Origin of the sequence: Microbulbifer sp. CAU 1566, assembly GCF_023156515.1 — a bacterium.
Classification (GTDB): Bacteria; Pseudomonadota; Gammaproteobacteria; order Pseudomonadales; family Cellvibrionaceae; genus Microbulbifer.
The window spans coordinates 236647-258961 of record NZ_JALNMG010000006.1; the positions used below are offsets into that span (position 1 = coordinate 236647).

Here is a 22315-nt window from a genome sequence, read left to right on the forward strand (position 1 = left end):
GCTCAGGTCAGGGGAGCCGCCTGCGGAGTGCGTAAATGACTGGCCGTTTTCCCGCTCCAGTTCTTGACCGCCCGGCGCAGGCTTGAGGCGCAGGAAAAGCCTGTGTACTCGGCAATCTCCTCCACTGCCAGGCAGGAGTGTTGCAAATGGTGCAGGGCGATCTCCATGCGGATTTCATGCAGCAGGCCGCGGAAGGTTTCGCCGTCCGCGGAGAGGCGCCGGGAGAGGCTGCGCGGCGACAGTTGCAGTTGTTCCGCGACCTGGTTCAGTTCCAGGTTCGGAGTGAAGTGGGAGCGTATATGCCAGCGCACCCGGTTGCCGAAACTGAAACGCTCGGAAAAACGATCGAGCTCCAGTTCGCACTCCCGTTGCAGGCGTTCATAAGTGCGTATCCGCATGGGCCGGAAGCGCTTGAACACCAGCTCGATACTTCCGGAAATCGTCGACTGGTCGCAGCCGAACTGCAGGGACTGACAGGGCAGTTGCGCGTAATACCCGTAGCTGCTGGGCACGGGCAGGTCCAGCCGCACATGGATGTCCGGGTCCGTCACGGTTTTGTTGCCGCACTCATCCCAGATTCGCAGGGTCGTGGCGAGACGAAACTGTCGCAGGAAATCTTTAAGAACCGGATCCGTGTCCTGGGAGGTGGCGTAGTTGATGGGTTCGACCACCCGGTTTCCCTTGTCTAGGTAGGAGTTGGAACGGCCCGCGTGTAGGGCGTAGAAGGGCTGCACCGTAACCATATAGCGCCGAAAGGCCTCGGCGATGTCCTTGAGGCTGGGGCTGCAATGCACCATAAACCCCATAGGCCCCCAGAAACTCCAGTCGAACTTCAGTCCTGCGATCAGCCCCAGCTGTGCGTGGGCGCACTGGTGCACGCCATTGTGCAGCAGCGCGCGCCACTGGTTGTAGCTGATACGCGCTTCCTGAAGTTCAAACATGGCGGGGGAAATACCGGTGCCTTTCAGCAGCGCCTCTAAACTGGCGCCGAGCCCGCAAAAGACCTCGATAAACCCCAGGGGGTGTCGGTGCAGGGGGATCAGTCGTGCGTCGAAATCCATATCCGCTCCCAAAACTTCTTATTATTCTTCGGGATAATGTTTCGCTGTTCCGGCAATCACTGGCGGTGATTGTTGCTGGCGAAAATGCTTGCGGTTAGTTTTACTGGTTCACCGGAGGCAGGGCAAGCCTGCCCGGTGAGTTGCCCGGTTCTTTAGCGTCAGCTTGTGACGGCGGTAGTTGATCGCCAGTGAGTCCAGCCTGGACCCGGTTACTGGCTGCGCTTGATCGGTAGGCGCCGGAAGCGCACTTTGCGCCGGTAGGGGAAGGTGCTCTCCACCCGGCCCGCACGAATCCGTTCCTGCAGGCGCTGCCAGTAGCGGTAGTCGTAGAGATCGCTGTGCTGTTCTTCAAAGGCCTGGCGGGCCACCGGGTTGCCGGAGAAAAACAGCCGGAATTCCTCCGGAAATACATCCGCTTCCGCCACCGTATACCAGGGCCTGTCTGCCAGTTCCTGTTCCGCGGTATGCGGTTCCGGGATCTTGCGGAAGTTGCACTCGGTCAGGGGGCAGAGTTCGTCGTAATCGTAAAACACCACGCGCCCGTGGCGGGTGACGCCGAAGTTTTTCAGCAGCATGTCCCCGGGGAAAATATTCGCCGCGGCCAGCTGTTTGATGGCGTTGCCGTATTCTTCCATGGCGGCGATGGTCTGGGGTTCGTCGGCGGCATCCAGGTAGAGGTTGAGCGGCTCCATGCGTCGCTCTACGTACAGGTGTTTGATGATGACCCACTTGTCGTCCATCAGCAGCTTCGATGGCGCCAGGGTTTGCAGCTCCTGCAATAGCTCTTCACTGAAGCGATTGCGATAAAAAATAAAGTTGGTGTATTCCTGGGTGTCCGCCATGCGGCCCACCCGGTCGGCGCGGGATACGAACTTGTATTTTTCCTTGACGATTTCTTCGGTCACCGTTTTCGGGTTGTCGAATTTGTCCTTGATGACTTTGAATACCACCGGGTAAGAAGGCAGGGTAAACACGCTCATTACCATCCCCTTGATACCGGGGGCGATAATGAATTTGTCGTTGCTCACTTTCATATGCGCCAGTACGTGGCGGTAGAACTCGGTCTTCCCGTGTTTGTGGAAACCGATGGAGTTGTACAGTTCCGACTTTTCCTTCAGCGGCATGATGGTGGACAGAAAGCGCACGAACCGCGATGGGATGGGCGCATCCACCATGAAATAGGAGCGGGTAAAGCTGAAAATGATACTGGCAGAATCGTTGTCGTAGATAACGGTGTCCACAAAGATACTGCCGCGGCCATTGTTGAGGCAGGGCAGAATCAGCGGAATCACCTCGCCACCAAACATCAGCCGGCCTACCAGGTAGGCCGCCTTGTTGCGGTAAAATACCGACTCCAGCATATCCACCCGCAGGCGCTGTTCGTCGTCTTCATCTTCCAGCTTGCCCGCCAGCGGCCCTTCGCGCAGCGCGTCGCAGATGTTTCCGAGATCGCGTTCCAGATCCTCCCAGGGAATGGAAAATTCATAGTCGGCGAGAATATCCTCGATCATTGCCCGGAGACCGTGGCGGCCGTTGTAGCTGATATAGATGCTGTAATCCCGCAGCGGCTTCTCGTCCGGGGCGCGGGAGGATTTCACAAAAATGTGGCTGTCGTGGATGTGGGCGTGCTGAAACTGGCTGCAGAACACCGAGTTGAAAAAAGTCTCGGCAATTTCGTAATTGTTGTTGTTGGTAATGAGCTGGCTATAGGTCGCCTTGGCCTGCCCCCAGAGCTCCAGCTGGGTGGTATCTTTACTGGTGACCGAGTGCACCAGCTTCAACACCTGGTTGACCTTGACTTTGTACAGGTCAATGCGCTCTTTATTGGTTTCGTGCACGGCTGGCCAGGCGGCGGTTTCGAAGCGCGCCTTGGCGCCCAGGGTAATATTCTGGAAGTCCGCGAAGTAGGCATCAAAGCCATTGAGAATCGTTTTGGCGATACGGCGCGCCGTCGGGGAATGGTTTGTCATGCACTAGACTCTTGTGGAATCATCTCCGTTATTTTTCCGATACTAGCACGGGCTTACGGGAGACCACTTGAACGATTGGATCAGTAGCTTTGTCTTTTTCTTTGCGGTGATCGACCCGGTGGGCACACTGCCGGTCTTTATTGCCGTTACCAGCCGCCACAGTGAGTGGCAGCGGCGCAAGATTGCGATTCTGGCGGTAGCGGTGGCCACCGGTATTCTGATGTTTTTCCTGCTGTTCGGGCAGTATCTGCTCGAAGCCATTGGCGTTCCGCTGTCGGCGTTTCAGGTGGCCGGCGGCATAGTGTTGTTCTTGTTTGCCCTGACCATGATCTTTGGCGAGGGCAAGCCGGAAAGGGAGGTGGAAATCATCCGTGAGGGGCACGAGACCGCGATCTTTCCCCTGGCGGTCCCTTCCATTGCTTCGCCCGGTGCCATGCTGGCCGCGGTGGTGCTCACGGACAACCACCGGTTCGACCCCATTCACCAGATGAATACCGCCAGCGCGATGCTTGCGGTACTGGGCATCGTTTTACTGTTGTTGCTGACCGCCAACTGGATTTACCGCTGGATCGGCAATGCCGGCGCCAGCATCGTCAGTCGGGTCATGGGGTTGATCCTGGCCTCGGTGGCGACCACCAATGTGCTGGTTGGACTGCAGCAATTTTTTATGACGTGATCCAGCTCGCGGTTGCGCACCTATTCACCAGTCACAAAAAACGCCGGAAAGCCGGCGTTTTTTGTGACTGGCGCTTACTGGCCTGTCTACTGGAATCTCTGCTATGGCCCGCGACCGCGCACTAGGCGCAGGATCAACAGGATGACGGCAATCACCAGTAATATGTGCAGGAAACCGCCCATGGTATAGGAGCTCACCAGCCCCAATAGCCAGAGCACAACCAGAATAACGATAATCGTCTCGAGCATTTGTGCTACCTCGCAGTGATTACGGGGTTTCCAGCCAATCCCACCATGGGAGCGGGGAGATAGCTGTCGTGGTAAAACAATAGTTTGCCCGGATAGCAGGCACCAAGAAATTTGTTCTACATCGCGAATGGATATAAATAGGAACAAACCCATTTGGAAGTGTTCTTAGATTCGGATGGTGTTGTGGTTCGACATTAAAGTACCCAATTGGCATAGGTACCTAATAGACATAAGTACCCAATTGGCAATTGGCGGGACCAGGTGGCTGCGTAAACCGGCCGGAGCAGTGTAAGAACTTCAGTCCGCTAGCGACCAACAGTCTGTAGGCAAAAACTATTCCCGGCGACGGCTGCCGACAAGTAAGAAGGAGGATAGCCCAGTGTTGATCAAATCACGTACGCGCAGCGCTTTGACCGAAGCAGAGACTACACCCGAGTCGTCCTATGTCTCCCGGCGCACGTTGATAAAAGGCCTGGGGGCCGGCCTCGGCAGTCTGGCGGTTTCCAGTAGTACCTGGGGCCTGGATCTATTCGGTGGCGATAATGGCAAGGAGGCTCCGCGCAAACCGTTGGAATTTTCGCCGCAAAAGCCGGTCCCCGGTCTGGTGCTGACGCCGGAAACCAAGGTCATCAACCACAACAATTTCTACGAATTCGGCACCGGTAAAACCGACCCGGCGAAAAACAGCCAGGGGCTCAAAATTGAACCCTGGACCCTGACCGTGGAAGGGGAGGTAGCCAAGCCGGCCACGGTCGATGTGTGGAAACTGATGGCAGACATCGGTCTGGAAGAGCGCATTTACCGCATGCGCTGTGTCGAGGCCTGGTCCATGGTCATCCCCTGGGTGGGGTTTGAACTCGGCAAATTCCTCAAACGCTTCGAGCCTACCAGTCGCGCTAAGTATGTCGCGTTTGAAACCCTTTACGATCCGGAGCAGATGCCGGGCCAGCGCAACCGCTATGTGGGCGGCGGTGTGGATTACCCCTATGTGGAAGGCCTGCGCATGGATGAGGCCATGCACCCGCTCACCATTCTCTCGGTCGGCCTTTATGGTAAAACCCTGCCGCCACAAAATGGCGCCCCCATTCGATTGGTGGTGCCATGGAAATATGGCTTCAAGGGCATCAAGTCCATCGTCAAAATCAAGTTGGTGGAACAAATGCCGCCCACCAGCTGGAACAGGCTCGCTGCCAACGAATACGGTTTCTATGCCAATGTGAATCCCGCGGTTGACCACCCGCGCTGGTCCCAGGCCAGTGAGCGTTTTATCGGCCCCGGTGGTCTGTTCGCGGTCAAGCGCCAGCCCACGCTGCCGTTTAATGGCTACGGCGAGGAAGTGGCCTCTCTTTACCGCAACATGGATTTAAGGAAGTTTTACTAGTGGCCGGCGGTTGGAAAAAACCTACGGCCATTGTGTTGCAGCTGGCGGTGCACATCGGTGCCCTGCTGCCATTACTGTGGTTGTTTGTGGCCATTAACCAGGGTCGTCTCGGTGGCGATCCGGTCAAGGAGCTGATTCACTACTTGGGGATGGGCAGTATTCGTTTGTTACTGCTGACGCTCTTGGTATCCCCGCTGGCGAAATCACTCCAATTTGGGCAATTGAACCGCCTGCGCAGACCCCTCGGGCTCTGGTGTTTTACCTGGGCGAGCCTGCATTTCTGCACCTGGCTGGCGCTGGACCTTGGCCTCGACTGGTCGTTGATTGGTGGTGAGCTGGTCAAACGCACCTATATTCTTCTGGGCTTTTCTGCCTGGCTTATTCTGTTGGCACAGGCGATTACCTCGATTCCCGCACTGCTCAGAAAAATGGGAAAAAGCTGGAAGAAGCTCCACGGACTTCTGTACGTCGTGGTCTTGCTCGCCTGCTGGCATTTCTGGTGGTCGGTGAAGAGCGGTTGGATTGAGCCGGCGATTTATTTTGCGATCGCGGTTTGCTTACTGGTTTGGCGGCGAGCGGCCGTCGCGCGTTGGGCCAGATCGTTCAAGGGCTAATGAGCCAAAGCCGCTAGCGGCTTTGGCTCCGACACACTTAGCTGCCCACCAGTCCGCCGTCTTTGCGGCGAATGGCGAGCACGGAAGGTCGTGGTGGCAAGTCGGGGTCATTGTCTGGCCAGCGGTGCATCGGTTTGTCGAAGGTGGAAAAATCACCGTCTGCCGGGTGCTGGACAGAGACAAACAGGGTCTTGCCGTCGGGGGTAAATTCGGGCCCGCAAATCTCCGCGCCCTCAGGGCAGCCAAAGAAATGCTTGGGTGCCGCGCGCAACTCACCTTCGGTTGCCATTGCCCAGAGCCCATCGTGGAAACCGAAACTCTCACAGCCGTCGGTGGCAATCCACATATTGCCGCGCTGATCAAACGCGACATTGTCCGGGTTTGCAAACCACCCGTTGGCAGAGATGTTCCCCGGGTGCTGCTGGCCGTAAGCGCCGCGCTCCGCCGGGTTCTCTGCGTTCGGGTTGCCGCCCAGCAAAAAGGTATTCCAGTGGAAGCTGTCGCTGGCGTGGTCCCGCTCGCCGCTTCTTCCCGGCGGCACTATTTCAAGCACATGACCTGCGGTATTGCGCGCGCGTGGATTGGCCGTATGCTCGTCGCCTTCCTTGCGTTTTTTATTCTTGGTCAACATCACATAAGTGCAATCGTTCACCGGATTGGTTTCCACATCCTCCGGCCTGTCCATTGGCGTTGCGCCCAGCAGTTTGGCAGAGCGCCGGCAATCGATCAGTACGTCCGCTTGATTGCGAAAACCCTGTTCTTCCGTCAAGGGGCCGTGACCGAATCGCAGTGGCAGCCATTCACCCTGGCCGTCTTCGTTGAATTTTGCTGCGTACAAAGTGCCTTCGGTCAGCAATTGCCGGTTGTGTGCACTGTCGCCGGGGCGATAGATGCCGGATGACACAAAGCGGTACACAAACTGGTGTTCGTCGTCGTCACCGCCATAGGCCACCACTGGCTGACCGGGCTTGGTGACCAGGGTAAAGCCCTCGTGTTCGAAACGCCCCAGGGCGGTGAGTTTGCGGGGCACCGAATCCGGGTCGTAAGGATCGTACTCCACCATCCAGCCGAAGCGGTTGGGCTCGTTGGGTTCCACGGAGATATCGAAGCGGCGATCGTAATCCCCCCAGTTGCGGTTGTCGGTGGATATGCCAAAGGCGTGGTGGTTTCGGGCTTCCACCTCGTCCGCCACATTGTCCGGATCTCCCTGGAAAGCGCCGCCAAACCCTTCCTCCGCAATCAGTACGGTTCCCCAGGGTGTCTTGCCGCCAGCGCAATTGCCAACGGTGCCGAAAACCCGGGTACCGCTGGGATCGGCGCCGGTTTGCAGGCGCTGGTCACCGGCGGCGGGGCCGACGATATCCATTGCGGTGGTAAGGGAGAGGCGGCGGTTGTAGGGGCTACCGGTGACCGGGAGCCAGCCGTTCGCTGTTTTTTCAATTTCCACAATACTGTGCCCGCAGGCCTGCTGCTCCACCGCGATGTGCTCATGGCTGGTACCGCGATTGGCACTGTCTTCGGTGTAGCCGGAAAACATCAGGTGAGGCTGGGTGTATTCGTGATTCACACACAGTAGGCCGCGTTCGCTGTTGCGGCTCAGGCTGTGCCTGTCGCCCTCTCCGGGACCCGCATCCGGGGCCAGAGGCATAAACGCGATGAAATCGTTGTTGTAGCCAAAACGACGGGCCTGCTCGGTGGCGTCGAGTCTGTCCGGCACAAACTTGCCGGCGAACGCATCCAGGGGGTCGCCCCAGCGCAACAGTAAATCGGCGTGGTAACCGTCGGGTAGATGATGTTCGAAGTCGAGTCTGTGGGAGATCTCCGTGAAGCCGAGGTCGTCACCCGCTTGCCGCGATTTGGGCTCGCTGCAGCCGGGCAGCAGCGCCGCACCACTGGCAACTGCGGCGGCGCCACCCACCGCTTTGAACAGGGCTCGGCGCTGCAGGTTAATGCTTTGCTCCTGTTGCTCTGGGGGGTGGTCCGGGGATTGTTTCGGGGTTTGTTCCTGGGTGTTTTCGCAATCTGTCATAAATTGTTCACCATTTTTTTGTTCGTCACCTGCGTGTGCCGAATTGGCACCAGAGGCCGCGTTTTTGTTCGAGGTCGCAGTGACTGCAGCATTTTTTCTGAGCCAAGATTAGCGGCGCTTTATGACAAATTTAAAAAAAGCGTAACGCAAAGTTCACATCGCAAGTCTAGCCTGCGCCCACAAATCAACAGGCCGGACTTGGATTTCAACGCCAAAGTACCGGTCACCCAACGGCTTCTTCCGACTAAATCAAATCCAACGGGGACGGGGACTATGACCAAGGTTGTATTCAATCTGAAAATGCTGGCGCCTATTGCGGCGGCGGTAATTAGCGTCAATGCTGGCGCGCAGCAGGCCACTGAACAGGCAGCGGGAAAGCAGGGCGAGCTGATGGAGACCATTGTGGTCACCGCACAGGCCGCCAATGCCCGCAGTGATATCGAGCGTCAGCGCGACTCCAATAAAGTCGTTGCGGTACAAACCTCCGAGGCCATTGGCGAACTGCCGGATGCCAATGTGACCGAAGCCCTGCAGCGTATGGCTGGCGTTTTTATTGCCCGAGACCAGGGTGAAGGCCGCTTTGTCGGTGTGCGTGGTATTGATCCCAACTTGAACGCTTCTACCATCAACGGCATGAGCCTGCCGGCACCGGAAACCGACAGCCGTGCGGTGGCCCTGGACGTGATTCCGTCTGACCTGCTGGCGAGCCTGGAAGTCTTCAAGACCCTTACCCCGGACATGAGCGCCGACTCCATCGGTGGTGCCATTGAGATCAAGAGCATTAACGCACTGGATCACGACGGCCAGACATACAAGGTGACCGTAGAGCATGGCTACGGCGAGTTGCAGAGTGAAAATAGCCCCAAGCTGGCCGGTACCTACACCAATAAATTCGACCTGAATGGCCGCACTCTGGGCGTTGCCATTGCCGCCTCTCACCAGGAGCGCAATTTCGGTTCCGAGAACGTGGAAACCGATGGCGTCTGGGAAGAATTCACTGCGCTGGACGGTAGCGAAGGTATCACTGCGGCAGAAATCGAGCAGCGCGACTACACCGTTACCCGTGAGCGCACCGGTCTCGCCGCTAACTTTGACCTGGAAGTTTCCGAAGGCCATCAGCTGTATCTGCACAGCCTCTACTCCGACTTTTCCGACAGTGAGGAGCGCCAGCGCAATTCTTACAAGTTGGATGAAGAGAACGACGACCCGGATACCATTTCCGGTAGCGCGGTAACCTGGTCTGATGCGGCTTTGGAAAAGGAATTGAAAGACCGCTATGAAGAGCAGGAGATCCTGTCTCTGGTGGTTGGCGGTTCCCACGACTTGAACAACTGGGGTGTTGAGTACGCGCTGGGCTTCTCCCACGCAGAAGAGTCCGAGCCGCACCGTCGCGACACCACCTTCGTTCAGGAGGGGCTGGAACTGGGTTACACCCGCGCCGGTAAAATTCCGCAGATGGTTGCCAGCGGCAGTGCTCTGGATACCGCCAGCTATGAGCTGGATGAGCTGGTGATCGAAGACAACTACACCGACGATGAAGAAGTCAGCTTCCGCATCGACATCCGTCGCGATATTGACGTTGCTGGCAAGCCGTCCGAGCTGAAGTTCGGTATGCAGGAGCGTCGCCGCGAAAAAACCGGTGACCTGAATGCCACCGTATACGATGGCTTCGGCGGTGACTTCACCCTCGCAGACTTTGCCAGCAACGGTATCGAATACGGCCTCGGTACCTTCGGTCCGGGCGTAAACAAAGCCGCATTGAACGCCTTTATCAATGCCAACCTCGCCAACTTCGAAGTCGACGAAACCGATACTGCTCTGGATAGTGCGCGCGACTATGTGATGAACGAAGACATCACTGCGTTCTACGTAATGAACGACATCGATTTCGGCCGCGCCAACCTGGTTTACGGTGTGCGCTACGAAGCCACCGATTTTTCCGGCCAGGGCTACCGTGTAGCGGAATCCGGCGAAGCCATCCCCGGCTCTGAGGAGATCGCCGAAGACGTTTATGCTTCTGCAGTGGAATACCAGAGCGATTACAGCAAGCTGTTCCCGAGCGTGAACTTCAAGTTCGACTACAGCGATAACATTGTGCTGCGTGCGGCCTACACCGAGTCTCTGTCCCGTCCGTCCTTTGGTGACCTGAACCCGTCTCCGGCCGCCATCGAATATGATGAGGGCGAGCTGGAAGTGGAAGCCGGCAACCCGCTGCTGGATCCCTATGAAGCGCGCAACTTCGACGCTTCTTTCGAGTACTACGCTGATGCACTGGGCATGTTCTCCGTCGGGGCCTTCTACAAGCAGATCGACAACTTCGTGGTAACTGCCGACGTGGCCAGCACTGCAGACTACAGCATGTATGTGGGAAGCCTGGCAGTGGAGGAAGCGGAGATCTTCCAGCCAATCAACGGTAATAAAGCGACCCTGACCGGTGCCGAACTGTCCTGGACCCGCGGTTTCGACAACGGCTTCCTGCTGCGTGCCAACGCCACCATGACCGACTCCGAAGCGAGCCTGGGCCTGGGGGCAGATGCTGAACGCAGTGACAAGATCGCACTGCCTTCCCAGGCGGATCTGGTGGCTAACTTCATCGTTGGTTACGAGCGCGACGCCCTGAGTCTGCGTCTGTCCACCGCCTACAAAGGCGAGCGCCTGCTGGAGGTGGATCTGGAAGACGAAGCCTTCGACCTGTATGAAGACAACCACATGCAGGTAGATTTGTCCGCCAAGTACCGCTTCGAAAACGGCATGCAGGTGTTCTTCAATGCGGTCAACCTCACCGACGAACCTTTCTACGCCAACCGTCGCGGCTATAACGGCCAGTACGAAGAGTACGGCCCTGCCTACGTGCTGGGTGTTACCTACAGCACTTTCTAAACCTGGGGCTAGACACGGTCTCATCTGATTGAGGCCTGGGCAGCAAGCCCGGAGCGCTTCTGGATCACCCAGAGCGCCCGGGCTTTCTGCTATTTTTTTATATAGGATTCATTGGTCATCTGTTTGCCATATTCCGGTCACACCTGTGGCGTATTTTGACGCGGCATGTGGTCCCAGATTGTGGGTCTCGACAGCAGACAAGCTGGGCCCCGGAAGCAAGCGGAACAATTGCGAAACGAAACTGTTATGGCGTTCAAAACCTTTTATAAAGTTGCAGCCGCTCTGGCCACCGCCGGTGTGTTAAGCGCCTGCGGCCCCCAGATTGAAAAAACCGCCGCGGAACCAAAGCGGATTACCTCGCAGCAGCAACTTGCTCTAACGGATGTGGTTTCCAGTCAGCTGGCACCACTGGCGCTTGGTGGCAAGGATTACCTGCTGCTGGCCAGTGAAAAGCGCGGCCTGGTGCTGGTCACTGGCGAGGGCGAAGAAAAACTGGCACTGGATGGCGGCACCGTCGAGCGCTTTGCGCTGCAACAGCTGGCCGATGACAGCTGGTTGATCGCGGTCTACGACGAAGACGGCGCTGAATTGCAGTTGCGCCTGCTGGACGTGGAAGACGGCAGCCCGCGCATTCGCTACCTGGCGTCCATGGCCACCACAGCGCCGCAAGTCGCCATGTGCTTCTCCCGCCAGGCGGGGCGGACCCACCTGTTTGCCATCGATGAAAATGGCCTGGGCCACGAATATGTGGTGCACCCCCGGGAACAGGCGTGGGAATTCACCGGCCTGCGTCCGCTGTACTTCGGTGAACAGGTCTCCTCCTGTGTGGTCGACGACCGCAGTGGCAAGCTGCTGGTAGCCCAGCCGCCCCTGGGAATCTGGAGCCTGAATGCGGACGCGGAAATGGACGAGGCGCGCGAAGTTTTCGTCGCCGCCAGCGAATTGCCGGCGGGCGAGTTCGGCGGCCTGTGGCTGGACAGCAGCAGTGGCAACCTGTGGCTTACCGGTGGTGAGAAGGTACTGGCGTTCAATATCAATGCACCCGGCCAGGGCCCGCTGTTTGTCGAAGCACTGGCAGATATTGAGCCGGTTTCCGCGGCGGTGCAGCAGGGTGCATTACTGGCGCTGGAAGAGGAAAGTGACCAGGTGCACCGCTTTGCCGTGACCCTACCGGAACCCGTGGCGGAAATGCAGGCCTTCCGTAGCCCAGTGGAAATACCGCGGGTACGTGCCAGTGGCCAGACGGCACCGGTGCAATCCGGGGGCGATGCCGCCGACGACCCGGCAATCTGGGTCAACCCGGTCAACCCGTCGGCCAGCCTGATTCTGGGGACCGACAAGAAAAGTGGTCTCAGCGTCTACGACCTGAACGGCAAGCTGCTGGAGCACTTCGCGGTGGGTCGCGTCAATAACGTGGACCTGCGGCCGATGCAGCACGGCAAATTTGTTGCCATCGCCGCTGCCACCAATCGCACCGATCCCGGTGTCAGCCTGTTCGGTATCAGCGCTGCCGGTGAAGTGGAATACCTGGGCCTGCGCAATCTGGAAATGGACGATCCCTACGGGCTCTGTGTTTACCGCAAGGGCGCGGACCTGATGACCTGGGTGTCGGATAAAGACGGCGCCGTGCAGTTACTGCAGATAGTCCCCGGCACGGGCAATGTGGACTGGAGTCTGGAAAAAGTTGCCACACTCCAGGTTGAGAGCCAGGTGGAAGGTTGTGTCGTCGATGATGAAAAACAGATGCTGTTCTTCGGCGAAGAAGACGGCGGTATCTGGCGCCTGGACATTGCTGCTTTCCTCAGTGGAGAAGCCAAGCCGCAGCTGATCGCACCGGTAGATGGCGAGCGCCTGGCGGCGGACGTGGAAGGCATGGGCCTCTATCACGCGGGCGACAAGAGCTACCTGGTGGTGTCCAGTCAGGGTAATAACAGCTATGCGCTATTCAGCCGCGACGGCAGCCAGTTTGTGGGCCACTTCAAGGTGGACATCAACCTGGATAAAAATCTTGATGGCAGCTCGGAAACCGACGGCCTGGAAGTTTCCAGTGCATCGTTCGGCAGCCAGTACCCGCAGGGCTTGCTGGTGGTACAGGACGGCCGCAACCGCATGCCGAGCCAGACGCAGAACTTCAAGCTGGTATCCTGGGCGGACATCGCCGAGACTTTGCAGCTGAAGTAAGCCGACCCCGGGGAGGGTTTTCTCTCCCGGGCAATATGCGAAAATCCGCCGGAATCATTTCCCGATCCGGCGGATTTTTTATGCAGCGCGTACCATCCTCTCTCCTCTCCGATTTTTCCCTTTCCCGTATCGCCTTTGGCCTGTGGCGGCTGACGGACTGGAACTACTCTCCACGCGAGCGTCTGAGCCTGTTTGAGCAGATGCTCGACCTGGGTGTTACCACTTTTGACCTGGCGGATATTTACGGGGATTACCGCTGCGAGCAGTCTTTTGGCGAGGCACTGAAGCTGAAGCCGGAACTGCGTGCGCGCATGGAAATTGTCAGCAAGTGCAGTATTCGCCTCGCCGGCGCTGCCTCGGGTGCGCGTATCAATCACTACGACACCAGTGCGGAACACGTGCGCGGTGCGGTGGAAACCAGCCTGCGGGATATGGGTGTCGAGCAGATGGACCTGTTGCTGTTGCACCGCCCGGACCCGCTGATGGATGCGGATGCGCTGGCAGGCGTACTGGAGCAACTGGTGGCCGAAGGCAAGGTAAAATACCTCGGCGTGTCCAACTTCCTACCGCATCAGGTAGACCTTTTGCAGTCGCGGTTGTCACAGCCACTGGTGGCGAACCAGGTTGAAGTTTCCCTGCTGCATTCCCAACCCCTGTTCGACGGCCAGCTGGATCATTGCCAGCAGCACCGGATCATTCCCATGGCCTGGTCGCCATTTGCTGGTGGGCGTTTATTTAGCGGCGAGGATACGGATTCCGCGCGCGTACGAAGCGCTTTGCAGGCACTGTGTAAAACCCGCGGATTGAATGAGGAGAGTGGCACCATGCAACTGGCACTGAGCTGGCTGCTGAAGCACCCTTCACAGATGGTGCCGGTATTGGGAAGTGGAAACCCGCAACGACTGGTTGCGGCTCTCGCTGCTCTGGAAATGGAATTGGATCGGGAAGAGTGGTTTGAATTGCTGCGCGCTGGGCGTGGGCGGGATGTAGACTGATTTGAGCGGCGGTGGTGGTTCTTTCAAAACAGCCCGGTGGCGCAATGGCACCGGGTGTTTGTTTTTGAAACCGCTGTAAATACATCCCTGTCGCCGACGCTTTCAAAAACAAACACCCGCCACCCTTGCTTCAATTTGAAGCTATTTACTTCGTAAGCGCTGGTTGGTCGAAGTAGCAGAGGTGGAATTGAAGACGTTGTCGCCGGGGAAAGTTTGCGGGACCGTCTGCGGCCTGGATGGCCGCAGCCGAGCCCCCAGGGATGGGTTTACGGCGTGTCCCGCAAACTTTCCCCGGTGACAGCGTCGCCACCGAAAGGAGATTCGAAGTAAATAACCTCGCGTGCCGGTAGGCTATCCCGCGTAGGCGTTCTCTGGCACCAGATCGTAATTCACATCTCCGAGATCAAACTGTTCCAGAGGTGCGAGTTGCATGGGCACGCGGTAGCAGCGCAGCAGTTCGCCATTGCGACGATCCATTACGGCCAGGTCATGGCCGGCAATGCTGTGCAGCAAGCGGTCAAATTCGGTTACCGCTGAGGCAATCAGGGTTTTGTATTCCAGCTCATCACCCAGCTTGATGTAGCGGGCATCGCCACCGGCCTGTTCGATGCGTAGCCATCCCGGGCCGCGTTCGGCACCGGAAACGCCCAGCACCAGGGGGCCCAGCTGGTCCTGGCACAGTGGCGCCAGGTCGTGCACCGAAGGTTCGGCTTCAGATTCCAGTCCAACCCACACCCAGCCCGGCAGTCCAATACGGGTCAGGTGCCACTCGGAGAGCCATACGGTCTGGTCGTCGTCCACCCGGAACTCACTGTATTCCTTCTGGCCGCTACCGCTGGTGAGACTCACATTCGCATCGGGGTTTTCTTTGCGGAAACTATTTAGCTGCTGGGTCATCTCGTAATTGACCTCCCAGTGCTTTTGCAGTCGCCACTGCATCGGGTACTCGCCCCATTCCACCAGGTATTCCTCACGCTCGCGCAGGGTTTCTGCCACGCGCCAGAAAGCGCCATCGATCAGGATGCAGGTATCACCCGGCTTGCTGCCGGGGGCGATGATGCTGTGTTCTGGGGAAGCTTCAGAGGCGTTGACTACATGCTCGCTGCGGCCCTCGATCACCTCGTACCAGGGGAAGCCGTGGCGCAGGGGGGGCGGGAAGGCGAGGGGAGGACGGCCCGCCAGCAGGCGGCGGAAGAGCACCGACTTCTCGATTTCCAGATCAGACAGGGTATAGCCTTCTTTTTGAGTGATCTGCCCCCAGGCAAAGGCTGCCCTTACTAGTTGTTTTTCTCTATCTGAAAAGCTCATTGGTCGGTGTCTAGAAATTATTCGATTACCAAGCGACCGCAAACCTTACCACTGTGCGCCGCAGGGCGCCACGGATATTCCCCGCAGGGCCCGCAAGACGTGGGCGGGCGCGGAAAAAGTCCGGTAGACTGGGCAAGTTTCGTATCCCGTCAGGTGAGTACAAGGTGAAAAATAAGGAAGCTGTGTTGGATTCAAGGACGTTATCCCCCAAAAGCTCGCATGCGAGCGGCAGGCGGCCCGGCAGGGCAGCGGCAGTGGTTGCTAAATCTCTTCAGTCTGCAAAGTCTGCAAAGCCTGCAAAGTCTGTAAGGTCTCTAAGGTCTCTTTCAGGGCTGGCCCTACTGGTCACCGCCTTGTGTGGTTCCGCGGCAAGTGCGGATGACCGCTCCCAGGCCGCGCAAGCCTGGCAGGCTCCCGCAAGCGAAGCCTGCTACGCCGACGGCTGGGCAGAGTCCCTGCGCTGTTACCAGATCCCGGTGGACGATACCGGTGAGGTAGCGCTGTCGGTGCTGGTGGCGCCGGCGCTGAACAGTGGCCAGCAAGAGCCGCTGTATCTGCTGGCCGGGGGGCCGGGGCAGGCGGCCAGTGATCTGGCGCGGTTGCTGAACTCCCTGCGCAAACTGAACCGGGGGCGGGATATTGTGATGGTCGACCGCCGCGGCGGTGGCCGTTCCGATGCGTTCGACTGCGGCCTGAAGGAAGATGTGCCGTCAGACCTGGATCAGTTTTCCCGCCGTTTGGCCGAGTGCTATGCCGGTGCTGGTGAGCGCCCGCTGACCATCAACAGCCGTCAGACAGTTGAGGACCTGGAAAGCGTGCGCAAGGCGCTGGGGCACCCACGGATTTCTCTCTGGGGAGGCTCCTGGGGCACGCGCACCGCGCTGCTGTATCAGCAGTGGTATCCGGATTCCCTGCAGAGTCTGGTGCTCGATGGCGTGGCGCCAATAGACACCAAGGTATTTCTCGCGGCCGGCGCTGCGGAGGCGGCGCTGCAGGAGTTGCAACTTGCCTGTAGCCAAGACCCGGCATGCGCAGGCTTCGGGGACTGGCGCCGCCAGCTCGACGTGCTGCTGGCGAACTGGAGTGAAGAGCAGGCGCGTGCTTTTCCCGATCCCATGACCGGCCGACCTTCCGAGGAACCCGTGGAAGCCTGGGTACTGGCCGGTGCCCTGCGCACGGCGCTGTACGATCCGGCCTCTGCGGCGCAACTGCCTTTTGCCATCACCGAAGCGAGCCGCGGCAACTATGCGCCGCTGTCCGGCATTTTTGGCCTGTTTGCAAAAATGGAAGGCGCCATGTCAATGGGGCTTACCTTCTCGGTTGCCTGTGCCGAGGAAATGAATCGGATTAGCGCTGCGGATATTGCCGCAGACACCGCTGGCTCTTTTGTTGGTGATGCCTTCATTCGCACTTTTGTGAAAGGCTGCGATGTGTGGCCGGTACCGGCGCGCCCCTACGACAAACCCGAAGAGCGCGGTCATCCGGTGCTGCTGATTTCCGGTAGCGCCGACCCCATTACCCCACCACTGTATGCCGAGCAACAGCTCGACTATCTGCCGAATCGGCAGCACCTTGTGGTACAGGGTGGAGGCCATATCAATTCCGCGCGGGGCTGTATGCCCGACCTGATTTTGACGTTTCTCGAACACCCGGGCGAAAAACTGGATGGCAGCTGCCTGGAGGACATTCATCGTCCGCCGTTTATGGTTGGTGCCTATGGCCCGGCTCTGATGCCCGAGCCGGTGGTGCCGGAAGCGGAATCCATTCTTGCGGCGGATGACTCGGCTGACCGTCACCCGACGAATACTGGCGAAGAGCAAGGACCTACCGGGGATATGCCGGTGCAGGGCGACCAGGAGGTAGCGGACAAATGATCCGGATTGAAAACATCAGCAAGTCGTTCGGTGCGACCCCGGTACTGAAAAACCTCAACTTTGATGTGCCCGATGGCCGTATTACCGCATTGCTTGGTGCCAATGGCGCGGGCAAAACCAGTTGCCTGCGGATTATCTGTGGTCTGCTCAAGGCGGATTCCGGACGGGTACTGGTCGGGGATGCGGATCCCGCGCAGGACCCCATGGCGGCGCGCCGGCAGCTGGGCGTGGTAGGGGATCGCGAGGGGCTCTACGAGCGCCTGACGGTGCGCGAGTACCTGGCGTCTTTTGCCCAGATGCAGGGGCTGGGTGGCGTAGAACTGGCGGATGCGCTGAGTGCTGTGCGCGAGGAGCTGGAGCTGGAAGCACTGTGGGACAGGCGTATGAAGGGCTTCTCCCAGGGGGAGCGAATGAAAGTCTCCCTGGCGCGGGCACTGGTACATCGTCCTCCGCACCTGATTCTGGATGAGCCCACACGTGGCCTCGATGTACTGGCGGTGCGGCTGCTGCGCAAGACGCTGCTGCGGCTGCGGGCGGCGGGCACCACCATTCTTTTTTCCAGTCATGTGATGCCGGAAGTAGCCGAGTTATCCGACCGGGTGCTGGTTATGGCGGCGGGGCAGATCGTCGGCAGTGGCACCCCGCAAGAGCTGGCCGCGGAGACCGGCTGCGACAACCTGGAAGACAGTTTTGTCGCGCTGGCCTACGGGCAGCGCCCGGCAGCGGAACAGGGAGAGCTCGCATGAGTAGCAACAATTTAGCGCAACAATGGATGCAGGGCTGGAAGCGGATGGCACCGCTGTTGCGCAAGGAACTGCTGGAAGCCTGGCGTGACCGACGCGCCTTGCTGATGGCCGTGTGCTTTTCGCTGTTGTTTCCCGCGGCACTGACCGGGGGCATGGTGTTTATCGCCAAAAAGCAGACCCAGGAAGTCACGCGGGTGGCACTGCTGGGAGCGGAGCGCGCGCCCTTGATCCAGCAGCAGCTGCAGTCGCCCGACCTGGAAATTGAGGTGCTGGATAGCGGCGAGCCCCGTGACCTGCTGGCCGGCGACTACGATCTGGTGCTGGTGGTCGCGGAAGATTTCGCCCGTCGTTACCAGGAGTTTCGCGCGCCGCGGCTGTACCTGTACCTCAACAGCTCGGATACCAGCAGCGGGCGCGCCCAGCGCGACTTGCAGGAGCGCCTCGGGGAGCTGCAGCAGATGGTGGTCATCCAGCGGTTGTCTGCACGGGGCGTAGCACCGCAGCTGTTGGCGCCCTGGCAGCTGGAAACCCGCGACGTCAGTACGCCTTCGAGCCGGGGCGCACTGATACTCGCCACGGTGCCTGGACTGCTGATCATGACGCTGTTTATCGCCTGCCTGGCAACCTCGGTGGACAGTTCTGCTGGTGAGCGCGAGCGCCTGAGTCTTGAAACCCTGTTACTGCAGCCGATTCCCGGCTGGCAGATTATGACCGCAAAAATGCTCGCCGCCGCGAGCCTCGGTTGGCTGGGGGCGCTTCTGGCCATTGGTGCCCTGGTCGCATTGATGCCGGTGATGCCGCTGGCGGAATTCGGTATCCAGCAGGCCACAACGCTGGGCAGTGTGGTGACCATGGGGCTGCTACTGTTGCCGTTGGCACTGCTGGTGGCGGTGCTGCAGATACTGCTCGCACTGCGCTCGCAGTCCTTCAAGGACGCCCAGACCCAGCTGAGCATTTTCCAGATCGCGCCGGTCATGTTGTTGACGATACTGGATATCGCGCAGGTCAAACTGGCGGACAGCTGGCAGTTGTTGCCCATGATTGGCCAGCAACAGTGGTTGAAAGGTTTACTGGTAGGCGATGCGGTTTCGCCGCTTTGGATGCTGGCGGGCTCCGCCGTTACCCTTTTACTGGTAGCGGCGGCTGTTGCTTTTGGCGCGCGTGCTTTGCAGCGTGAAAGCCTGTTGTCTGCGGCGTGAGCCGCATTAGCGTTGAATTCTGGGGATGACTGCGGCCATGACTGAAGACGAGTGCGAAGGGGTCTTGAGTATTGATCTGGGTGCCATCGCGGGGAATTATGCCCGGATGCGTGGCCGGCTCAGCGCCCGCAGCCGCTGCGGTGCTGTGGTCAAGGCCGATGCGTACGGACTGGGTATGGCGCGCGTCGCCCCGGTTTTGTACCAGGAGGGTTGTCGGGACTTTTTCGTTGCCACCCTGCGTGAAGGGGAGGCGCTGCGGGCACTGGTTGCGGATGATGCGCGCATTTTCATTCTGACCGGTGTCCGTCCGGGCTTTGAGCAGCGCTGTGTTGCCGCACGCCTGGTTCCGGTGCTGGTGAGCGTGGCTCAGCTGCGCGCCTGGCGCGATGTCGCCGGAACCGGAATGGCGGCGGCGCCCTGTGCACTCAAGCTGGACTCCGGCATGACCCGTCTGGGAATGGGAGCGGCAGAGTTTAACCAACTGCTTCAGACGCCGGCGCTGTTGCAACAGGTCAACCTGCAACTGGTTCTCAGCCACCTCGCCTGCGCCGATGAACCCGGGCACCCGCAGAATGCGGCGCAACTGGCGTTTTTCGACGACGCAGTTTCCCGGTTGCGCAAGCTGTGCCCGCAAGTGGAGGCCAGCCTGGCCAACTCCGCGGGTATTTGTCTCGGAGACGCCTACCATTTCGATCTGGTGCGCCCCGGCTGCTCGCTCTACGGCGTGAACCCGGAGCCGGGAACAAAAAATTCCATGTCTGCGGTTGTTAACCTGCGTCTGCCGGTGCTGCAGCTGCGGCAGGTCGATGGCGATAGCTGGGTCGGCTACGGTGCAACCCAGTCGGTGGCAGCCGGCAGCTGGCTGGCTGTGGTGAGGGGCGGCTATGCAGATGGCATGCTGCGCTCCCTGAGCGGTTGTGGACACGGCATGGCGGTGGTCGGCGGAGAGAAAATTCGGGTGCCCATTTTGGGGCGCGTTTCCATGGATACCACAGTGTTTGATATTTCCGCGCTCAGCCCCTCCCAGCGTGGTCAGCTGGGGGCCATTGAGGTTCTCGGGCCTGAGCTGGGTGTCGATGATATGGGCGCGGCCGCGGGAACCATTGGTTACGAAATTCTCACCGCCCTGGGGCGACGCTACTGTCGCCGCTATCTCTGAGTTCCGGCCCCTGATCGCTGACTTTTAGCGCAGTCACACACGTATTTCGATTTGATGCCAACTTCCGGAGAAATGAATTTGGTCCCGCGTAATCCCGTCAACCCTGTCACTGGCACCGTCGAACCTTTGCGCCCGCTGCTGAATCTGCTGGCGGATGGCGAAGTCCATTCCGGTGAATCCCTCGGTGAAGCACTGGGGGTGAGTCGGGCGGCCGTCTGGAAACAGCTGCAAAAACTGGAACCGCTGGGGCTGCAGGTCGAGTCCGTAAAAGGGCGCGGCTACCGCTTGCCCGGTGGACTGGACTTGCTGGCGGAGAGCGATATTCGACGCTACCTTGCCGGGGATACTGGCGCATTGTTGTCGCAGATACAGATTTTCGATCAGGTGGATTCCACCAATGCACGTCTGCTGAGTGCGCTGGATGCCGGTAGCGGGCACGGCCTGGTGATGCTGGCGGAGCAGCAGACTGCCGGGCGCGGTCGGCGCGGCCGCAGCTGGGAAAGCCCTTTTGCTTCGGGTATCAGTATTTCCATCGGGTGGCAGTTCAGCGGCGGCGTTCAGTTGCTGGAGGGATTGAGTCTTGCGGTGGGGGTGGCGCTGGTGCGAGCACTGGCGAAATTCGATGTGCCGGACCTGCGCCTGAAATGGCCGAATGACGTCTGGTGTCGGGGGCGTAAGCTCGCCGGCGTATTGCTGGAGTTGAGTGGCGACCTCACCGATCGTTGCGCGGTAGTGGTGGGAATAGGGCTGAACATGCATTTGCCGGCAGCGGCTGCAGAGGCCATCGGCCAGCCCTGGATTGATCTGGCGGAGGTGCGTCCTGGCATTTCCCGCAATGCCCTGGTCGCTGCCCTGCTGGATGAGCTACTGCCAATGCTGTCCGACTATGCCGGTGCCGGTTTTGCGCACTGGCGTGAGGAGTGGCTGGCGCTGGACCAGTTTGCCGGCGCTGATGTTTGCGTGCAGTCTGCCCAGCAGCGCTGGTGTGGAATCGCCCGTGGAGTCGACGCAAGTGGCGCGCTGTTACTGGAAATGGACGACGAGCAAAAAGTATTCCACGGTGGTGAGGTCTCGTTGCGGGCTGCCGGGCAAAATCCTGGGCCGGGGGCGGGGCAAGAGCCGATAGGGTCAGGTGACAAAACTTGAGTATCAGTACCATTCTTGAGCTGGATCAGGGGAATACCCGTTGCAAGTGGCGCTTGATTTCAGTGCCGGCGGAACGCGAGCAGCCCGGAGTTGTCGCCCGCGGCGCTTTCGCTCCGGGAGACTGGTGGGATGCAGAAGAGCTGCCCGCAATCTGGTCTGAGCGCCCGCCGGCCAGGGTGCGTATTGGCAATGTGGCAGGGCCACGTGTCGAGAGTGGGATTGCCAGTCGCCTGCACGCCGCACTGGGTGTGGAGGTAGAGTTTGCGCGGGTGGCGGCCGAGTGTGGCGGCGTTCGCTGTGCTTATCCGGAGTATTCACGGCTCGGCGTGGATCGCTGGCTGGCTGTCCTGGCCGCTTTTCGGAGGCATCCATCACCGGCACTGGTGGTCGACTGCGGCAGTGCGGTGACGCTGGATCTGCTGGGCGGGGATGGGGAGCACCTGGGAGGCTACATAGTCCCGGGTATTAACCTGATGCGCCGTGCCCTGTACAGCGATACGGATGCGGTGAAAGTGGCGGCAGTCCATGAAGAGGGTATGTCACTGGCGCCCGGCTGCGATACCGAGAGCGCGGTAAATCGGGGGCTGCTGCTGATGGTGCTCGGTGCCATTGAGCGCACTTACGATGGCCTTGCGCACCAGTGTGCAGTCACGGGCTTGCGAGTGCCGCGGCTGTGGTTCACCGGTGGGGATGGGGCTCTCGTGGCGTCGCTGTGTGACCGTTCGGGGGAGTGGGTTGAGGATCTGGTGATGGAGGGATTGGCGCTGACCAATCCCTGGCCCCGCTGAAATCCCTGAGCTTGTACCTGAGTTTGTACCTGAGTTTGAATAATCATCGGGCGTATCCTG

At 59.4% G+C, this 22315-nt stretch carries 17 protein-coding genes; 12 read left to right on the forward strand and 5 right to left on the reverse strand.

The window, feature by feature from the left end; all coding sequences use genetic code 11:
• Positions 1 to 2: 2 nt before the first annotated feature.
• On the reverse strand, positions 3 to 1061 hold the full coding sequence (locus M0G74_RS15510; protein ID WP_248219343.1) for an AraC family transcriptional regulator: 1059 nt from the start codon (positions 1059 to 1061) through the stop codon (positions 3 to 5).
• Positions 1062 to 1270: 209 nt separating this feature from the next.
• Complete coding sequence (aceK, locus tag M0G74_RS15515) at positions 1271 to 3031, reverse strand: bifunctional isocitrate dehydrogenase kinase/phosphatase (protein ID WP_248219346.1); 1761 nt, start codon at positions 3029 to 3031, stop codon at positions 1271 to 1273.
• A gap of 67 nt (positions 3032 to 3098) precedes the next feature.
• Between aceK and M0G74_RS15520 the strand changes: the two genes are divergently transcribed.
• Positions 3099 to 3707 carry a MarC family protein gene (locus M0G74_RS15520; RefSeq protein ID WP_248219349.1) on the forward strand — a complete coding sequence of 203 codons (609 nt, stop codon included), beginning with the start codon at positions 3099 to 3101 and terminating at the stop codon, positions 3705 to 3707.
• Positions 3708 to 3808: 101 nt separating this feature from the next.
• On the opposite strand, the gene M0G74_RS15525 is transcribed toward M0G74_RS15520, so the two are convergent.
• Complete coding sequence (locus M0G74_RS15525) at positions 3809 to 3955, reverse strand: lmo0937 family membrane protein (protein ID WP_160154582.1); 147 nt, start codon at positions 3953 to 3955, stop codon at positions 3809 to 3811.
• Positions 3956 to 4334: 379 nt separating this feature from the next.
• Here M0G74_RS15525 and msrP point away from each other — a divergent pair, with 379 nt between their 5' ends.
• Both msrP and M0G74_RS15535 read left to right on the forward strand, forming a co-directional pair.
• Positions 4335 to 5336, forward strand: coding sequence for a protein-methionine-sulfoxide reductase catalytic subunit MsrP (gene msrP / locus M0G74_RS15530; RefSeq protein WP_248219353.1), 1002 nt, complete (start codon positions 4335 to 4337; stop codon positions 5334 to 5336).
• A 32-nt stretch (positions 5337 to 5368) separates the two neighbouring features.
• Positions 5369 to 5950 (forward strand): protein-methionine-sulfoxide reductase heme-binding subunit MsrQ, encoded by a 582-nt coding sequence (locus tag M0G74_RS15535; protein WP_248219356.1) that lies wholly within the window; start codon positions 5369 to 5371, stop codon positions 5948 to 5950.
• A gap of 37 nt (positions 5951 to 5987) precedes the next feature.
• Here M0G74_RS15535 and M0G74_RS15540 read toward each other — a convergent pair whose 3' ends face one another.
• Positions 5988 to 7979, reverse strand: a complete 1992-nt coding sequence (locus M0G74_RS15540) for a PhoX family phosphatase (RefSeq protein ID WP_248219358.1) — start codon at positions 7977 to 7979, stop codon at positions 5988 to 5990.
• A gap of 273 nt (positions 7980 to 8252) precedes the next feature.
• Between M0G74_RS15540 and M0G74_RS15545 the strand changes: the two genes are divergently transcribed.
• From M0G74_RS15545 to M0G74_RS15555, 3 genes are all read left to right on the forward strand, one after another.
• Positions 8253 to 10859: a TonB-dependent receptor gene (locus tag M0G74_RS15545; RefSeq protein WP_248219363.1), complete on the forward strand. Its 2607-nt coding sequence runs from the start codon at positions 8253 to 8255 to the stop codon at positions 10857 to 10859.
• A gap of 246 nt (positions 10860 to 11105) precedes the next feature.
• Positions 11106 to 13040 (forward strand): phytase, encoded by a 1935-nt coding sequence (locus tag M0G74_RS15550; RefSeq protein ID WP_248219366.1) that lies wholly within the window; start codon positions 11106 to 11108, stop codon positions 13038 to 13040.
• A gap of 80 nt (positions 13041 to 13120) precedes the next feature.
• Positions 13121 to 14035, forward strand: coding sequence for an aldo/keto reductase (locus M0G74_RS15555; protein WP_248219369.1), 915 nt, complete (start codon positions 13121 to 13123; stop codon positions 14033 to 14035).
• Positions 14036 to 14386: 351 nt separating this feature from the next.
• On the opposite strand, the gene M0G74_RS15560 is transcribed toward M0G74_RS15555, so the two are convergent.
• A complete protein-coding gene (locus M0G74_RS15560; protein ID WP_160154575.1) occupies positions 14387 to 15343 on the reverse strand; it encodes a hypothetical protein in 957 nt (318 codons plus the stop codon).
• A 353-nt stretch (positions 15344 to 15696) separates the two neighbouring features.
• On the opposite strand from M0G74_RS15560, the gene M0G74_RS15565 reads away from it, so the two are divergent.
• From M0G74_RS15565 to M0G74_RS15590, 6 genes are all read left to right on the forward strand, one after another.
• Complete coding sequence (locus M0G74_RS15565) at positions 15697 to 17217, forward strand: alpha/beta fold hydrolase (protein WP_248219372.1); 1521 nt, start codon at positions 15697 to 15699, stop codon at positions 17215 to 17217.
• Positions 17214 to 17963 carry an ATP-binding cassette domain-containing protein gene (locus tag M0G74_RS15570; protein ID WP_248219373.1) on the forward strand — a complete coding sequence of 250 codons (750 nt, stop codon included), beginning with the start codon at positions 17214 to 17216 and terminating at the stop codon, positions 17961 to 17963. Before M0G74_RS15565 ends, M0G74_RS15570 begins: the two co-directional genes overlap by 4 nt.
• Positions 17960 to 19162, forward strand: a complete 1203-nt coding sequence (locus M0G74_RS15575) for an ABC transporter permease (protein WP_248219376.1) — start codon at positions 17960 to 17962, stop codon at positions 19160 to 19162. The genes M0G74_RS15570 and M0G74_RS15575 overlap by 4 nt, the downstream gene beginning before the upstream one ends.
• A gap of 37 nt (positions 19163 to 19199) precedes the next feature.
• Positions 19200 to 20321, forward strand: a complete 1122-nt coding sequence (gene alr, locus M0G74_RS15580; protein WP_248219380.1) for an alanine racemase — start codon at positions 19200 to 19202, stop codon at positions 20319 to 20321.
• 72 nt (positions 20322 to 20393) lie between these two features.
• Positions 20394 to 21467, forward strand: a complete 1074-nt coding sequence (gene birA, locus M0G74_RS15585) for a bifunctional biotin--[acetyl-CoA-carboxylase] ligase/biotin operon repressor BirA (protein WP_248219383.1) — start codon at positions 20394 to 20396, stop codon at positions 21465 to 21467.
• Positions 21464 to 22255, forward strand: a complete 792-nt coding sequence (locus tag M0G74_RS15590) for a type III pantothenate kinase (protein WP_248219386.1) — start codon at positions 21464 to 21466, stop codon at positions 22253 to 22255. The genes birA and M0G74_RS15590 overlap by 4 nt, the downstream gene beginning before the upstream one ends.
• Positions 22256 to 22315 lie beyond the last annotated feature (60 nt).

What these genes read in the sequence shown, in the direction of transcription:
- M0G74_RS15510 (WP_248219343.1), bottom strand. Translation starts at nt 1,061, where the DNA reads ATGGATTTCGACGCACGACTGATCCCCCTGCACCGACACCCCCTGGGG.
- aceK (WP_248219346.1), bottom strand. Translation starts at nt 3,031, where the DNA reads ATGACAAACCATTCCCCGACGGCGCGCCGTATCGCCAAAACGATTCTC.
- M0G74_RS15525 (WP_160154582.1), bottom strand. Translation starts at nt 3,955, where the DNA reads ATGCTCGAGACGATTATCGTTATTCTGGTTGTGCTCTGGCTATTGGGG.
- M0G74_RS15540 (WP_248219358.1), bottom strand. Translation starts at nt 7,979, where the DNA reads ATGACAGATTGCGAAAACACCCAGGAACAAACCCCGAAACAATCCCCG.
- M0G74_RS15545 (WP_248219363.1), top strand. Translation starts at nt 8,253, where the DNA reads ATGACCAAGGTTGTATTCAATCTGAAAATGCTGGCGCCTATTGCGGCG.
- M0G74_RS15550 (WP_248219366.1), top strand. Translation starts at nt 11,106, where the DNA reads ATGGCGTTCAAAACCTTTTATAAAGTTGCAGCCGCTCTGGCCACCGCC.
- M0G74_RS15555 (WP_248219369.1), top strand. Translation starts at nt 13,121, where the DNA reads ATGCAGCGCGTACCATCCTCTCTCCTCTCCGATTTTTCCCTTTCCCGT.
- M0G74_RS15560 (WP_160154575.1), bottom strand. Translation starts at nt 15,343, where the DNA reads ATGAGCTTTTCAGATAGAGAAAAACAACTAGTAAGGGCAGCCTTTGCC.
- M0G74_RS15570 (WP_248219373.1), top strand. Translation starts at nt 17,214, where the DNA reads ATGATCCGGATTGAAAACATCAGCAAGTCGTTCGGTGCGACCCCGGTA.
- M0G74_RS15575 (WP_248219376.1), top strand. Translation starts at nt 17,960, where the DNA reads ATGAGTAGCAACAATTTAGCGCAACAATGGATGCAGGGCTGGAAGCGG.
- alr (WP_248219380.1), top strand. Translation starts at nt 19,200, where the DNA reads ATGACTGAAGACGAGTGCGAAGGGGTCTTGAGTATTGATCTGGGTGCC.
- birA (WP_248219383.1), top strand. Translation starts at nt 20,394, where the DNA reads ATGAATTTGGTCCCGCGTAATCCCGTCAACCCTGTCACTGGCACCGTC.